17 protein-coding genes and 1 tRNA gene are annotated in these 14,142 nt (G+C 69.9%); 10 read left to right on the top strand and 8 right to left on the bottom strand.

Annotated features, from left to right (window positions below):
- Positions 1–37: 37 nt before the first annotated feature.
- Genes QE370_RS07010 through QE370_RS07000 form a run of 3 tightly spaced genes read left to right on the top strand, consistent with a single transcriptional unit; the run spans position 38 to position 2,840 of the window.
- Positions 38–661 (top strand): hypothetical protein, encoded by a 624-nt coding sequence (locus QE370_RS07010; protein WP_309633908.1) that lies wholly within the window; start codon positions 38–40, stop codon positions 659–661.
- Positions 658–1,638, top strand: coding sequence for an ArsA-related P-loop ATPase (locus QE370_RS07005; RefSeq protein ID WP_309633907.1), 981 nt, complete (start codon positions 658–660; stop codon positions 1,636–1,638). The genes QE370_RS07010 and QE370_RS07005 overlap by 4 nt, the downstream gene beginning before the upstream one ends.
- The gene (locus QE370_RS07000; protein WP_253027236.1) at positions 1,635–2,840 is read left to right on the top strand and encodes an ArsA family ATPase; all 1,206 of its coding nucleotides are present in this window, start codon (positions 1,635–1,637) and stop codon (positions 2,838–2,840) included. The genes QE370_RS07005 and QE370_RS07000 overlap by 4 nt, the downstream gene beginning before the upstream one ends.
- 21 nt (positions 2,841–2,861) lie before the next feature.
- Here the strand turns inward: QE370_RS07000 and QE370_RS06995 are convergent, their stop codons facing one another.
- Positions 2,862–3,119 carry a WhiB family transcriptional regulator gene (locus QE370_RS06995; RefSeq protein ID WP_067853809.1) on the bottom strand — a complete coding sequence of 86 codons (258 nt, stop codon included), beginning with the start codon at positions 3,117–3,119 and terminating at the stop codon, positions 2,862–2,864.
- 217 nt (positions 3,120–3,336) lie between these two features.
- Here QE370_RS06995 and QE370_RS06990 point away from each other — a divergent pair, with 217 nt between their 5' ends.
- The 3 genes from QE370_RS06990 to QE370_RS06980 all read left to right on the top strand — a co-directional run bounded on the left by QE370_RS06990 (position 3,337) and on the right by QE370_RS06980 (position 7,456).
- A complete protein-coding gene (locus QE370_RS06990) occupies positions 3,337–5,565 on the top strand; it encodes a transglycosylase domain-containing protein (protein WP_309633906.1) in 2,229 nt (742 codons plus the stop codon).
- A gap of 149 nt (positions 5,566–5,714) precedes the next feature.
- Positions 5,715–7,331, top strand: coding sequence for an amidase (locus QE370_RS06985; protein ID WP_309633905.1), 1,617 nt, complete (start codon positions 5,715–5,717; stop codon positions 7,329–7,331).
- Positions 7,328–7,456, top strand: a complete 129-nt coding sequence (locus QE370_RS06980; RefSeq protein WP_309633904.1) for a hypothetical protein — start codon at positions 7,328–7,330, stop codon at positions 7,454–7,456. The genes QE370_RS06985 and QE370_RS06980 overlap by 4 nt, the downstream gene beginning before the upstream one ends.
- Before the next feature lie 26 nt (positions 7,457–7,482).
- Here the strand turns inward: QE370_RS06980 and QE370_RS06975 are convergent, their stop codons facing one another.
- Positions 7,483–7,944, bottom strand: coding sequence for a GatB/YqeY domain-containing protein (locus QE370_RS06975; RefSeq protein WP_309633903.1), 462 nt, complete (start codon positions 7,942–7,944; stop codon positions 7,483–7,485).
- A 57-nt stretch (positions 7,945–8,001) separates the two neighbouring features.
- Here QE370_RS06975 and QE370_RS06970 point away from each other — a divergent pair, with 57 nt between their 5' ends.
- Both QE370_RS06970 and QE370_RS06965 read left to right on the top strand, forming a co-directional pair.
- Complete coding sequence (locus QE370_RS06970; RefSeq protein ID WP_253026939.1) at positions 8,002–8,943, top strand: metallophosphoesterase; 942 nt, start codon at positions 8,002–8,004, stop codon at positions 8,941–8,943.
- Positions 8,944–8,953: 10 nt separating this feature from the next.
- A tRNA-Pro gene (locus QE370_RS06965) sits at positions 8,954–9,030 on the top strand.
- 155 nt (positions 9,031–9,185) lie between these two features.
- Here QE370_RS06965 and QE370_RS06960 read toward each other — a convergent pair.
- From QE370_RS06960 to QE370_RS06935, 6 genes are all read right to left on the bottom strand, one after another.
- Positions 9,186–9,686 carry a hypothetical protein gene (locus QE370_RS06960; protein ID WP_253026938.1) on the bottom strand — a complete coding sequence of 167 codons (501 nt, stop codon included), beginning with the start codon at positions 9,684–9,686 and terminating at the stop codon, positions 9,186–9,188.
- Between the two features lie 162 nt (positions 9,687–9,848).
- Positions 9,849–10,280 carry a DUF4265 domain-containing protein gene (locus tag QE370_RS06955; RefSeq protein WP_253026937.1) on the bottom strand — a complete coding sequence of 144 codons (432 nt, stop codon included), beginning with the start codon at positions 10,278–10,280 and terminating at the stop codon, positions 9,849–9,851.
- A 114-nt stretch (positions 10,281–10,394) separates the two neighbouring features.
- Positions 10,395–10,892, bottom strand: coding sequence for a hypothetical protein (locus QE370_RS06950; protein ID WP_253026936.1), 498 nt, complete (start codon positions 10,890–10,892; stop codon positions 10,395–10,397).
- Positions 10,893–11,069: 177 nt separating this feature from the next.
- Positions 11,070–11,321 (bottom strand): hypothetical protein, encoded by a 252-nt coding sequence (locus QE370_RS06945; protein WP_253026934.1) that lies wholly within the window; start codon positions 11,319–11,321, stop codon positions 11,070–11,072.
- A gap of 136 nt (positions 11,322–11,457) precedes the next feature.
- Complete coding sequence (locus QE370_RS06940) at positions 11,458–11,949, bottom strand: hypothetical protein (protein ID WP_309633902.1); 492 nt, start codon at positions 11,947–11,949, stop codon at positions 11,458–11,460.
- A gap of 132 nt (positions 11,950–12,081) precedes the next feature.
- The gene (locus QE370_RS06935; RefSeq protein ID WP_253026930.1) at positions 12,082–12,591 is read right to left on the bottom strand and encodes a hypothetical protein; all 510 of its coding nucleotides are present in this window, start codon (positions 12,589–12,591) and stop codon (positions 12,082–12,084) included.
- Between the two features lie 225 nt (positions 12,592–12,816).
- Between QE370_RS06935 and QE370_RS06930 the strand changes: the two genes are divergently transcribed.
- On the top strand, positions 12,817–13,524 hold the full coding sequence (locus QE370_RS06930) for a hypothetical protein (RefSeq protein ID WP_309633901.1): 708 nt from the start codon (positions 12,817–12,819) through the stop codon (positions 13,522–13,524).
- Between the two features lie 15 nt (positions 13,525–13,539).
- Positions 13,540–14,139 (top strand): hypothetical protein, encoded by a 600-nt coding sequence (locus QE370_RS06925; protein ID WP_309633900.1) that lies wholly within the window; start codon positions 13,540–13,542, stop codon positions 14,137–14,139.
- Positions 14,140–14,142 lie beyond the last annotated feature (3 nt).

Here is a 14,142-nt window from a genome sequence, read left to right as displayed (position 1 = left end):
CGGGACAGGAGGGGCACGGTCGTGGAAGGCTCGCCCCATGTCGATCTTCCCCCCGACACGGATCGGTCGTGCCCTCGTGGTCTCGGCCGTGCTCGTCGGGGTGACGAAGGTGCTGCCGTTCCTCCTGCAGGTCGTCTCCATGACGGGCGACGAGCGCACCGAGCTGCCTCCGCTGACCCCCACCGGGACGACCCGCGACTTCCTGCTGGGCAACCCGGTCACCTGGTTCCTGGCGGTCGCGGCTGCCGCGTACGTCCTGCTCGTCGTGGTCGACGTCGTGGTGGTTCCTGGCGCGGCCGCGCCCCGCACGCTCGAGGCAGACCGGGCGGTCGGGACGGTCCACCGCCCGGAAGCCTCCGGCCCGGGCGCCGCGCCGCACGGCGACCGCCTCGACCGCCCGACCGCGGTCGACGAGCACGAAGCGCACCGCACCTGCCCGCCGTCCGGCTCCTGCCCAGCGCAGCACCACCGCACGGCCCCGCCCGGCGGCGACGCGCACGTCGGGAGGTCGCCCACGGCCCGCGGCGCAGCGCACCCAACCCCCCGAACGCGGCTCGTCCGCCACACGGCGCCGGGCCAGCTGACCGCCCGGCGGGGCGTGGGCCTCCTCACCGTCGTTCGGCTCGCACCTCCGCGACGCGTCGATACCCTCGACGTGTGACCCTCTGGACCCCGCTGCACGTCGTGACCGGCAAGGGAGGCACCGGCAAGACCACGGTGGCCGCCGCGCTGGCCACCTCGCTCGCCGCCCGCGGCCGAAGGGTGCTGCTGTGCGAGGTCGAGGGTCGTCAGGGCATCGCGCAGCTCTTCGACGTCGCGCCGCTGCCCTACGAGGAGCGCCGCATCGCCACCGGCCTCGACGGCGGTGCCGTGCACGCGCTGGCCATCGACCCCGAGGCCGCGCTGCTGGAGTACCTGCAGATGTTCTACCGGCTCGGTCGGGCCGGGAAGGCGCTCGACAAGTTCGGCATCATCGACTTCGCCACGACCATCGCCCCGGGCGTGCGCGACGTGCTGCTCACCGGCAAGGTCTACGAGGTGGCCCGCCGCACCGGCGCCGACCGCTACGACGCGATCGTCATGGACGCCCCGCCGACGGGCCGCATCACCCGGTTCCTCAACGTCAACCACGAGGTCGCCGGGCTCGCGAAGGTCGGCCCGATCAAGCGGCAGGCCGAGTCGATCATGCAGCTCATGCGCGCCCCCAGCACGCAGGTGCACCTGGTCACCGTGCTCGAGGAGATGCCCGTGCAGGAGACCCTCGACGGCATCGCGGAGCTGAAGGCGGCCGAGCTGCCCGTCGGTCGCGTGCTGCTCAACCTCGTGCGACCCGAGCTCGTGACGGCCCCGACCCGCGACGCCCTCGACGCGGGCAGCCTCGACGAGTCGGCGGTGGCCGCGGCGCTGCGGTCGGTCTCGCTGTCCCCCGACGCTGCCGGCCCCCTGCTCGCCCAGGCCCGTGCCCACGTCGAGCGCCAGGTGCTGCAGGAGCAGCAGCGCGAGGTGATCGGCGACTGCGGCCGTCCGGTCGTCGAGCTCCCGCTGCTGGGCGACGGCGTCGACCAGGGGGCGCTGTTCGAGCTGGCGCGCGTGCTGCGCGACACCATCGGCACCTCGACCCAGGAGACCGCGCGATGAGCAAGCGTCCCGCCACCGCCGCCACCGGCCGTCGTTCGCGCACGCCCGCGCGCGGCCTGCCCGGGTCGGAGGCCGGACGGGTCGACGTCGACGCGCTGCTGGCCGACCGCGGCACCCAGATCATCGTCTGCTGCGGCTCGGGCGGTGTCGGCAAGACCACGACGTCCGCCGCGCTCGCGCTGCGCGCGGCCGAGCAGGGCCGGCGGGTCTGCGTCCTCACCATCGACCCCGCGCGACGTCTCGCGCAGTCGATGGGCCTGACCGAGCTCGACAACGTGCCGCGTCCGGTGGCCGACGTCGACACGACGGCCGGTGGGTCGCTCGACGCGATGATGCTCGACATGAAGCGCACCTTCGACGAGGTCGTCGAGGCGCACGCGACGCCCGAGAAGGCGCAGCAGATCCTGCAGAACCCGTTCTACGTCGCCCTGTCGAGCTCCTTTGCCGGGACGCAGGAGTACATGGCGATGGAGAAGCTCGGGCAGCTGCACGCCGCCGCGAGCGAGGACCCCGACGTCCCCGACTGGGACCTGATCGTCGTCGACACACCGCCCTCGCGGTCGGCGCTCGACTTCCTCGACGCGCCCGAGCGGCTGTCGAGCCTGCTCGACGGCCGCTTCATCAAGCTGCTGCTCGCGCCCGCGAAGGGTCCGGCACGGCTGCTGAGCGCCGGGTTCGGCATCGTCACCAGCGCCCTCAACAAGGTGCTCGGCGCCCAGGTGCTGTCCGACGTGCAGACGTTCGTGGCCGCCTTCGACACGCTCTTCGGCGGGTTCCGCCAGCGCGCCGAGGCCACCTACTCGCTCCTGCAGGCCGACGGCACCGCCTTCCTGGTGGTCGCAGCGCCGGAGGCCGACGCCATGCGCGAGGCCGCCTACTTTGTCGAGCGGCTCGCCGCGGAGGACATGCCCCTGGCCGGGCTCGTCGTCAACCGTGTGCACGAGCGCGCCGCCGGCGGACTCACCGCCGCCGACGCCGAGAGCGGCGCGACCCGGCTGCGGGCCGCCGACGAGGAGTCGGTCGCCGAGCTGCTCGACGTGCACGCCGACCGCGAGCGCGTCGCCGCGCGCGAGGAGAAGGTGCAGCGCCGGTTCACCGGCAGCCACCCGACCGTGCCGACCGTGCCCGTCGCGGCACTGCCGACCGACGTCCACGACCTCGACGGACTGCGCCGCATCGGCGACCTGATCGCCGGACGCTGACCGCGTCCGGCGCCGAGGACGTCAGGCGGTCTGCAGGACGCTGCGCCAGGCCGCCACGTTCGGGCGACGACGCAGCAGGGCGCGACGCTCGCGCTCGGTCATGCCGCCCCAGACGCCCCACTCGATGCGGTTGTCCAGCGCCTCGGCCAGGCACTCGGCCCGGACGTTGCACGATCCGCAGACCTGCTTGGCGCGGTTCTGCTCGGCGCCCTTGACGAACAGCGCGTCGGACTTGCCACGGCAGGCGGCTTGACCCGCCCAGTTCTCGTTCCACCCCATGGTGATCAACCTCCCGAGAGCCGGCCCCGAGGCCGACAAGGTTTCTCTAACAAAGAGAACGCTAAGGATCCGGCTGATCCGGCGGCAGACTCCACAGTGCCCAACTTCACATGGCCCGAAGGGACTATGGTCCTGGGCCGTCCCGGGATGCCGCACCGGCGCAGGCACCGCTCCGCGCCTCCGTCGATCCTCAGGATCGGCCCGTATCCTGGGGCGTATGCCTTGGGACGACCTCACCGACAACGTCCGGCGGATCGCCCAGACACCGCCGCGCACGTCCAGCCGCGCCTCGCTGATCGGCACGATGATCGTGCTGGCCGTGGCCGCCGGCGTGCTCTCCGCAGCCGTGGTCATCCCCGGCACCGCCTTCTTCGCGGCCACGGCCAACGACGTCACGCGCGACGTCGTCGACCTGCCGCTCGAGCTCGACGACGCGCCGAACCCGCAGACCACGCGGCTGTACGCGGCCGACGGCAGCCTCCTGGCCTACTTCTACGAGGAGAACCGCCAGGACGTCCCCCTCGACAGCATCGCCAAGACGATGCAGGAGGCGATCGTCTCGATCGAGGACAACCGCTTCTACGAGCACGGGGCACTCGACCTCAAGGGCACGCTGCGCGCCCTCGTCAACAACGCCTCCGACGGCCAGACCCAGGGTGGCTCGACCATCACGCAGCAGCTGGTGAAGCTGTCGCTGGTGCAGCAGGCCACCACGCGCGAGCAGATCAAGGCCGCCACGGAGAAGTCGACGGCCCGCAAGGTGCGTGAGCTCAAGCTCGCCATCAAGTACGAGGAGGAGCACTCCAAGAAGGACATCCTGGAGCGCTACCTCAACATCGCCTACTTCGGCGACAGCGCGTACGGCATCAACGCCGCCGCCTACCACTACTTCTCGGTCCCGCCGGAGAAGCTGTCGGTCAAGCAGGCCGCCACGCTGGCCGGCCTGGTGAAGAACCCCGAGCAGTTCAACCCGCGCATCTACCCCGAGCGGGCGCTCCAGCGCCGCAACACGGTCATCCAGGTCATGGCGACGCAGGGCAAGATCAGCCAGGCCGAGGCCGACAAGCTGATCGCCTCCCCGCTCGACCTCAAGCTCACGCGCTTCCCGAACGGCTGCGTCGAGTCCGTCGCCGCGTTCTCCTGCGACTACATCCGTCAGTACCTCCTCGAGGACGAGGCGCTCGGCAAGACCGTCGACGAGCGCCGCACCCTGCTCGAGAAGGGCGGCCTGACCATCAAGTCGACCATCGACGTGCGCATGCAGAAGGCCATCAACGCGGCCGTCACCAAGCGGGTCGGCGCGCGTGACCGCGCGGTCGGCTCGATGGCGCTGGTCGAGCCCGGCACGGGCAACGTCCGCGGCGTCGCGCAGTCGCGACCCATGGGTCGCGACGAGAAGCGCGGACAGACGTTCCTGAACTTTTCGGTGCCGACCGAGTTCGGCCAGTCCAGCGGGTTCCAGGGCGGCTCGACGTTCAAGTTCTTCACGACCGTCGCTGCCCTGAAGAAGGGGATCCCTGTCGGGAAGACCTACAACTCGCCGCAGACGATCACGGTCCCCGCCGGACGCTACTTCACCTGCGAGGGGCTCAACGCGGGGTCGTACTCGCTGAAGAACTCGACCGGCCAGGGCACGTTCAACATGTACACGGGGCTCCGCCGTTCAATCAACACCTACTTCGCCCAGCTCGAGGCGGACACCGGACTCTGCGACACGATCAGGACGGCGGAGTCGATGGGGATCAGCAACGCGAAGGACTGGCAGTTCCCGTCCTTCACGCTGGGGGTCTCTCCCGTCTCGACGTTGCAGATGGCAGCCGCCTACGCCACGGCGGCGTCGGGTGGCACCTACTGCACGCCGCGCCCCGTCGATGAGATCCTCAGCGCGAACGGCGAGGTGCTCAAGAAGTACCCCGAGAGCTGCAAGCGCGTCATGAGCCGCGAGGTCGCGGCCCAGGTCAACGACATCCTGCGCGGCCTCCAGCAGCCGGGCGGGTTCGGCTTCCAGAACGGCACCGCGCTGAACATCGACTCGGCCGCCAAGACCGGTACGACGAACAGCAGCCAGTCCGTCTGGTACGTCGGCTACACGCCCACGCTCTCGGCTGCGGCGATGATCTCCGGCGTCAACAGCGCCGACAACCCGGCCAGCCTGGTGGGCGTGACGCTGAACGGCGTGCCCGTCAACTTCTCGCAGGCCGGCGGTTCGTCGTTGTCGGGCCCGATGTGGAAGGACGCCATGGGCGTCATCCAGACCTACCTGCCGGCGCGGAACTTCGACACCCCGCCGCAGCGCCAGCCCGCAGCCGCCCCGCCGGCGGCCGCGACGGGCGGTGCCCAGCGTGGTGGCGACCAGCCCCGCGATGCCCAGCCGCGCGGCGGCAACCGTGGCGGCGGCGACCAGGCCCGCGGCGGCGGCAACGGGGGCGACCGCCCCGGTCGCTGAGCAGACGCAGCGCCTCGTCCGGTCGGGCCTCGGTGGCCTGACCGGACGAGCACGCGCCGACGGCCGTGCGACGAGCCTCACCCAGCGAGTTCACACGTCCGCAACGGCCGGGACACGCTTCGAGTCGTGACCGCCGGTGCAATGCCTGCGTGAGCACGATCAGACGACGCACGTTCCTCGCCGCTGGCGCCACGGCCGGCGCTGCCGGTCTCGTCTCCCCTGCCGCGTCCCAGGCGGTCGCCAGCAGCGCCCCTGGCCTGCCGGCTCCGGGTCCGATCTACGCCCGGCACAGCAGCCCTGCCGACCTCGGGCTGCTCGAGGCTGCGTCGCTGCTGCGGGCGGGGAAGCTGTCGAGCACCGAGCTGGTCAAGGCGTGCCAGGACAGGATCGCCCGACGCAACGGCGAGATCTCCTTCGCGGGGTCCGCGTCCGACGTCAACGCCTGGATCCGGATCTATCCGGACCTCGCCCGGAAGGCGGCCGCAGCGGCCGACACCCGGCTCGCGCGAGCCCGGCGGCAGCGGCGCACCCTCCCTGCTCTCACCGGTGTGCCGATCGGCCTGAAGGACCTGTACGCCGTCAAGGGGCTCCCGGTGACCGCGTCCTCGAAGATCCTCGGCGGTGACGAGGCGACCGGCGTGGACGCGATCGCCGGCAACATCGCCTCGGGCAACGCGACGGTCTGGCGACGTCTCGCGCGCCAGGGCATGGTCCTGCTGGGGCACACGCACACCGACGAGTTCGCCATCCTCGGCGTCACGCCGCAGAGCGGCAACCCCTGGGACATGTCACGGACAACCGGCGGGTCCTCGGGAGGTTCGGCCGCGGCCCTGGCCGCCCGCATGACGCCGGCCGCGCTCGGGTCGGACACCCTGGGCTCGCTGCGGATCCCGGCAGCGTTCTGCGGGGTCAGCTCGATCAAGCCGACGTTCGGTCTGCTCAGCAGCTACGGCGTGATCCCGATGAGCTGGTCGCTCGACACGTGCGGACCCATGGCCCGCAGCGTCGCCGACTGCTCGATCATGCTGTCCGCCATGGCCGGAGCCGATCCCGCGGACCCCTCGACCGAGGTGTCGGGGCGTCCGTCGTCGAGCTACCCGACCCTGCCGCGCCGTCGGAGCAAGCCGTTGGCCGGGACGCGCATCGGGGTCCCCACCAACGTCGGGACCCCGGACGCCGGACCGGCACAGGTGCTCGTTCGCACCTACCGCGAGCTCCGCGCGCTCGGCGCCACGCTCGTCGAGGTCTCCATCCCGCTGTTCTCGGAGTCGCTCGAGGTCAAGCTGGGCAACTACGTCGACACCCTGACCTACCACAGCCAGTGGTTCCCCAGCCGGGTCGCCGAGTACGGCGGACCTGCGGCCCAGATCCTCGCCGCGGTGCAGGCCCAGGACATGAGGGCGACCGACTACCTGTCGCTCATGCGTGATCGCGCCGCGTACCAGGCCACCTGGAAGACCTTCCTCGCCGAGCACGACCTCGACGCCGTGGCGCTCCTCGTCTCGACGGCGGACCCGGTGGAGCGCGGCGCCCTGGCCACCCAGAGCCCCCTGACCAACCCGCAGAACAACCGCCTGCTGACCTTCATGTTCAACTACCTCGGGTACCCCACCGTGACCGTGCCGGGCGGGACCTCCGCCGCCAGCGGTCTGCCGGTCGGCATCCAGGTCGTCGGTGCACCGTTCAGCGAGAGCTCGCTGATCCAGCTGGCGATCGACCTCCAGGCCCGTTACCCGCACTACCGAGAGGCGCCGACGTTCGCATGAGCGACCCGACCAACACGAGCTCCGGCCACCCGTCCCTGGTCACGGTCGTCGGGTCCACCGACGCGCCCGACCCGACGAACACCCACGCCGAGCACCCTTCGACGGTGACCAGACCCAGCCGCTGAGGACGGCCGGCGCGACAGATGAGGACTCAGGCGCCGAGCGCCTTCTTCACCTCGGCCGCCACGACGCCACCGTCGGCGCGACCCTTGACCTGCGGCTGCAGCGCGCCCATGACGCGGCCCATCGCCTTCATGCCGTCGCCGGCCACGCCGAGCTGGTCGATGGTGGCCGTCACGAGGTCGCGGACCTCCTCGGCGGTGAGCTGCTCGGGCAGGTACTCGGCGAGGACGGCGGCCTCGTCGCGCTCCTTCTGCGCCAGCTCCGGACGCTGGCCGGCGTCGAACGCCTCGGCGGCCTCGCGACGCTTCTTGGCCTCGGTGGTGAGCACACCGAGGACGTCGTCGTCGCTCAGCTCGCGCGCCTGCTTCCCCGCCACCTCGGCGTTGGTGACGGCCGTGAGCACCATGCGCAGCGTGCCGGCGCGTAGGGAGTCGCGGGCCTTCATCGCGGCGGTGAGGTCGGTACGGAGTCGGTCCTTGAGCGCTGCCATGGCGTCATCCTCTCACCGCACTCGCCGGGCCTGCCCGCCCCGACCTACGCTGGTCGCATGAGGGCGACGGTGGCGGTACCGCTGGGGCTGGTCGGTGCGGGCGCAGCCGGCGTGGGGTACGGCTGGCTGGAGGCGCGCTGGTTCGCGCTGCGGCACGTGTCGGTGCCGGTGCTGGCGCCGGGCGCCGACCCGCTGACGGTCCTCCACCTGTCCGACGCGCACCTGGTCCCGAACCAGGGACGCAAGCGCGACTGGCTGCGCGGTCTGGCCGACCTCGAGCCCGACCTGGTCGTCAGCACCGGCGACCACCTGGCCCACCACGACGCGGTGCCGCCACTGCTCGAGTCCTACGGCGAGCTGCTCGAGCGCCCCGGCGTGTTCGTGTTCGGCTCGAACGACTACTTCGCGCCGGTGCCGAAGAACCCGCTGCGCTACCTCGTCGGCGGCACGGGCACCCAGGCGGGCGGTTCGTGGAACCGGGAGCCGACGCTGCCGTTCGAGGAGCTGCGCTCGGGGCTCGTCGGGTCCGGCTGGCTCGACCTGAACAACACCACGGGCCACCTCGACGTCGGCGGGCGTCCGTTGGCGTTCGCGGGGGTGGACGACCCGCACCTCGAGCTCGACGACCTCGACGCGATCCCGCCGGCAGCGGAGCTCGGCCCCGACGCCGAGCTGGCGGTGGCGGTGGCGCACGCGCCGTACCTGCGCGTGCTCGACCGCGCGTCGAGCCAGGGCTACCCGCTCGTGCTGGCCGGCCACACCCATGGGGGCCAGCTCTGCGTCCCGTTCTACGGCGCCCTCGCGACCAACTGCGACCTCGACCGCAGACGGGTGAAGGGTCTCAGCACGCACCAGGCGGTCGACTCCGAACCCTCCTGGCTGCACGTGTCCGGCGGCCTCGGCACGTCGCCCTTCGCCCCCGTGCGGTTCGCGTGCCGACCCGAGGCCACCCTGCTCACCCTGACTGGGGTAGACTCGTCGAGGTCGTCCTCCCGCTGAGGATGACGGCCGGGGTGTGGCGCAGCTTGGTAGCGCGCGTCGTTCGGGACGACGAGGCCGCAGGTTCAAATCCTGTCACCCCGACCATCAGTTCGACGTGAGAACCTCGGACCTCCTCGTGAGGTTCGAGGTTCTTCGTCTGTCGGGGCATCCGCCCGTCGGGCTCGACGCGGGCCTCGAGCCGTCGCCCTCCGTTCGCGCCGCTGGGTCCGCGCGTTGAGTCGTCGTCGCACGTACGCCGGTCATGCGTCGTCGTCCTCCCACGACCTCAGAGGAACGCCTGGCTCGAGCCACAGTCCGTCCTCCTCGGCACTGGCAACCGCTCTCTCGCAAGGGATGTCGGCCCCGACGTACATGTACAGGTCGTAGCCGAAGGCGATCTGCAGCCGACCGTTGACAGCCTCGAGAGCGCAGTCGAGCTCACCTCGCAGGTTGCCCCGGACGATGGGTCCCACGTCCGACCGGACGACAAGCTGGCCAGGAGACAGCGCATAGTCGGCACCCTGGCTCCCGAGGAAGGCAACGCGGAACAAAGAGGCCGAGGTCACCACGGCGAAACGCACGACCGCAGCGATGTAGGTGTTCTCGACGCGGACGTACTCCTGATTGGATAGAACGATTCCGTTGAACCGTTCTCCGATATCAGACATGCCGATCCACGACTCCCAGCCCTTTTGTCCCCGCAGCTGTTCTTCGTACCGACACACACGCCACGAGTGCGAAAGCGGGCTCATTAAGGTCATCACTTTCCAACCTGGAGGAGATCGCCGTTCGCGTCAAGGCCGCCGTCCCGTCGCGATCGTCCTTCGCCGTCGGGCCTTCGACTCGCTGATCGGTTCGCCGAGGAGCAGCCAGCCGACCGGTAGTTCCGTTCCCATGCCCGCGTGGATGGTCGACGGCGCACATCACCCCGCGTTCGACGGCCCCACGCCGAGATCGAAGTACCAGTGATCGTCACGATCCTGTCCGTCGCGCAACGTCTGCAACACCAGCTCCGGCTTCACAGACGCTGGAACGACGACCGTGACCAGACTGTGTTGGGTCGCGTGGGCATCACAACCCAGTGAGCGGAACACGCCGACTGCGTCCTCGTCAGTGCATTCGCCATGGGTCGAGACCCGCGCCAGCCAGTTGTCTGACGGCTCGAGGACTTCAGTGACCCACAGCTGGTCGCCCTCACCCATCACCTTCACCACGTTGACGACGTCACCGGGCGCCAGTCCGTACGCGAACACCGGAGCACCCAGGATGCGGCACCGGCCTGGGCTCTCGCGCACCGCGTCAAGCTCTTCGACCTCGAACGGTGGGTACCCGTCGTCGTCACGCTCGAGACTCACGTACACGTGAACATGCGCCGTCACCGCGGGTCACCTCCCTCCGACCCCCGAGCTGCCGCAACATCCGAGCTCATGTTCGTCGCACGAGTGAGCTCGTCGACGTGCGTGCGCTGGTCAAGCGTCGTCTTCCTCCCACAGAGCGAGAGGTACGCCTGGATTCAGCCAGAGGCCGTCCTCTTCCGCCCCGGCAACGGCTGCCTCGCACGGAGTGTCGGACGCGACGTACATGTACAGGTCGTACCCGAAGCTGATCTGCATCCGACCGTTGTCAGCTTCGAGAGCGCAGTCGAGCTCACTTCGCAGGCTGCCCCGCACGATGGCTCCCAGATCGGACCGGACAACGAGCTGGCCAGGAGTGAGCGCAAAGTTGGCATCCTGGCGCCCCAAGTAGGCAACCCGGAACAAGGAGGCCGAGGTCGCGACGGCGAAACGCACCGCCGCGGCGAGATAGGTGTTCTCGACACGCAGGTACTCCTGCTCGGACAGGACGATCCCGTTGAACCTTCTTCCGATGTCGGGCACTTCGACCCACGACTCCCACCCCGGGCCCCGCAGCTGTTCTTCGTACCTGCTCACACGCCAGGAGTACGGCAGCGGGCTCAGCAAGGTCACGATGGTCCACCCTGGAGGACGTCGCCGTCCGGGTCAAGGCCGACCGACCCCGGGCGGATGACTCTCGTCTCCAGGTGTGTGACCCGCTCTGCACTCTTCAACGCACCTGATCGGGTGTACCCGTCAAGGTCCCTGGCGATGACGCGTCCCTGCCCAGGCGCGGCGCGGGACCGGGGTTCAGTCTTCGACCTCATCGTCGAGCGGCGGCAGCTCGGCCAGCTCGATCACGGCTGCCGTCCACCGGGCGTACACGGCGGCGGGCATCGGAGCCTGACGCAGAGGAGTGATCGTGCCGTTCGCCACGCGCACTTCCGCGAGCAGACCACCGGTCGCCGACATGTCTGTCAGCTCGACTCCGTACCCGTCCTCGCTAGCAAGGGAGATGATCAACAACTCGTAGAGGATTCCCTCGTGCGTGAAGTACTCCACTACAGGAACCTCATGAACTTCCCCGCCTCGCTGCGCAGCGCGCCCAGGCCTGGACCGTGATTATCAGCGACCCGCCCGCCGACTTCGCGTCACCGCGATCCTACTTCTCCTGGGAGCACGGGACGATCACCAGACTCTACGACTGATCGACACCTTCCTCGCCAAACACCATGGGCTCCGTGACGATGTTCGCTGGCAACAGCGGGTCGTACACCTCGAGCCACGGCTCGAGGCCGTGAAGCGCCTTGAACGCCTTCTCTAGCCGCATGGGCGACACCGTGGTGATGTTGGGCAGCGTCTCGGCTTCGTCAGAAGTGGCCAGACGTCGACGAGTTTCGCGATAGTCCGTCACGTAGACCGTGGGGGGCATGCCGATCGCGACCTTGCTCGCTGGCAAGTGGAGCGGATCCGGAACGTCCGCAACTCCAAGAATCGTCCAGAAGCCGTGATAAAGGCGCGCATCCAACGAAGAGCCCGCGATCACGATCGGGCTCTGAATCGCCGACTGCCAGGCCATCTCCACCTCGTCATCGGGCACCATCTGCTCGAAGAGCACGATGTAGAGGATCTTTTTACTCTTCATAGTGGCAATCTGACCGATCGCAGTCCGGCCGTCGCCCAGGGGCACAGCGAAGACCGTGCCTTCAACCAGCTTCAGGCGCTTCCGCCCACTCATTCGAGATCACTTCCCGCCGACTCGTCGTGCTTTTCGCCTATCCGGTTCCGCTTGTTCATGGACTCGTCGCCGCACGTGTGCCGGTCACGTATCGTCGTCGTCCCACCGCCGGAGAGGAAAGTTGGGCGTGAGCCAGAGGCCGTCCTCTTCGGCACCGGCGACTGCTCTCTCGCACGGATCGTCGGCCGCGACGTACATGTACAGGTCGTACCCGAACTCGATGTGCAGCCGATCGTTGACAGCGTCGAGACAGCAGTCGAGCTCACCTCGCAGATTGCCCCGGACGATGGGTCCCACGTCCGAGCGGACGACGATCTGGCCAGGAGTCAGTGCAAAGTTCGCATCCTGGTGGTGCAGCCAGGAAACCCGGAAGAACGTGGCCGAGGTCGCCACGGCGAAACGTACGACCGCAGCGATGTAGGTGTTCTCGACGCGGAGATACTCCTCGTCGGACAGGACGATCCCGTTGAACCTGTCTCCGACATCGGCCTTGTCGATCCACGACTCCCAGCCCTTGTGTCCCCGCAGCTGTTCTTCGTACCGACACACACGCCACGAGTGCGGCAGCGGACTCAGCGAGCTCAGCATGGTCATGATGGTCCAACCTGGAGCAGGTCGCCGTCCGGGTCAAGGCCGACCGCCCCTCCGGTGGTCGACACCGTCGTCACAGCCGACAACGAGCACAGCGTCGCCCCGGTCTCACCGAGGACCGCGCCAAGGGGGCTTCGCGCACTCGAGGGCGTTCCGGTGCTTGCAGGGGTCGATCCCCGCGAACGAGCACCTCGCACCGTGGGCGTCGGGCAGACTGGCCGCGTCGTCGTGTCCGCGGGAGGTCGCATGGTCGGGTCGCTGTGGCGCGACCAGCGCGCCGCGCTCGTGCTGACCGGTCTCGCGGCCGTCGCCGCGCTGGCCTGGATCGTCGTCGGCGTGGCCACGCCGACGCGCGGCGTGGTGATGCTCGGTCCGGTCGACTCGGGACGGTTGAGGATCTTCCTCGTCGGGGCAGCCGCGACCGCCGCTGCAGCAGCCATCGTGCTGGTGCTGCTGCGCCAGGCTCGGCGCCGGGGCGGCGCGGCTGCGGTCGCCTGCGGACTCGGGGTCGTCGCAGCCGCCACCAGCCGGCTCGCGACCTGCGCGATGTGCATGGTCGTCAGCGTGTTCGAACCGAGCTACGAGCGGGTGGCCCTCCCCGGCAGCTGTCCCGCTGTCGTCGTCCCGCTCGCTGAGGGCCCGCTGATCGCGAACGACGTCACCTACGTCGCCGTCCTCTCGGGCGTCGGCTCGACGTTCCGCCCCATCCCCCACGCTGCGCCACCGGCCGACACGTTCGCCCTGTGCCGAGAGGGCCTCACCGTCGCGCAGACCCAGGCGGGCCCCGTCCTGCGCTACCCGGCCTTCGGCGGCGGCGAGGCGGAGGTCGCGCTGCCGACCCAGCGAGGGGACGACGACCGTCCTGTCGTCCCGGGAGACGGCACACGCGTTGAGCTGGTCGCGGCGCACCTGCGAGACTCGCGACACAAGCGATGACGTGAGGGGACGGGCGTGAGGTCGAGGGCGCGGTGGCCACGGCTTCCCGAGGTCCTGCTCGGCGGGCTGGCCGTGCTGGCGGGCGCGCTCTGGGCGGTTCTCGGTGTCGTCGTTCCCGAGGGCGGCGTCCTGATGATCGGGCCTCTCGACTCCGGACGGGCACGGATCATGCTGGTTGCCGCTGCCGTCGCGCTGGCCCTCTGGACCGCGATCGTCGCGCTGATGCGACTCGCAGACCGGAGCGGGGACGTGGTGGCACTCCTGTGCTGGTCGGCGACAGGTCTGTGCGTACTCGGGTGGCTCGGGACCTGGGCGGTGTGCGGCCTGGACAGCGCTTTCGAACCTCGGTACCAACGACTCGACGTGCCCAACGGAGGTCCCGCCGTGGTGCTGCGACTGTACGAGCTGCAGGCCGCCGACGACGGATTTGTCGGCGTGACCGTCCTCGTCGGGGACGGTCCGGTGCTGGCCCCTCTTGACGTCCAGGCACCCGACGCGGACGCTGCGCAGGGGGTAGCGCCGGAGTGGGGGGTCGAAAGCACGCAGGCGGGCCTCGTCCTGCGTTACCCCGCGGTCGGGGGCAGGACGGTAGCCGTGCCGATCACAGCACGCTGAACA

The organism is Aeromicrobium sp. SORGH_AS_0981 (assembly GCF_031453195.1).
Lineage (GTDB): Bacteria > Actinomycetota > Actinomycetes > Propionibacteriales > Nocardioidaceae > Aeromicrobium.
Note: the sequence above shows the minus strand (reverse complement) of the source record. Positions and strands in the feature narration are given on the sequence as shown.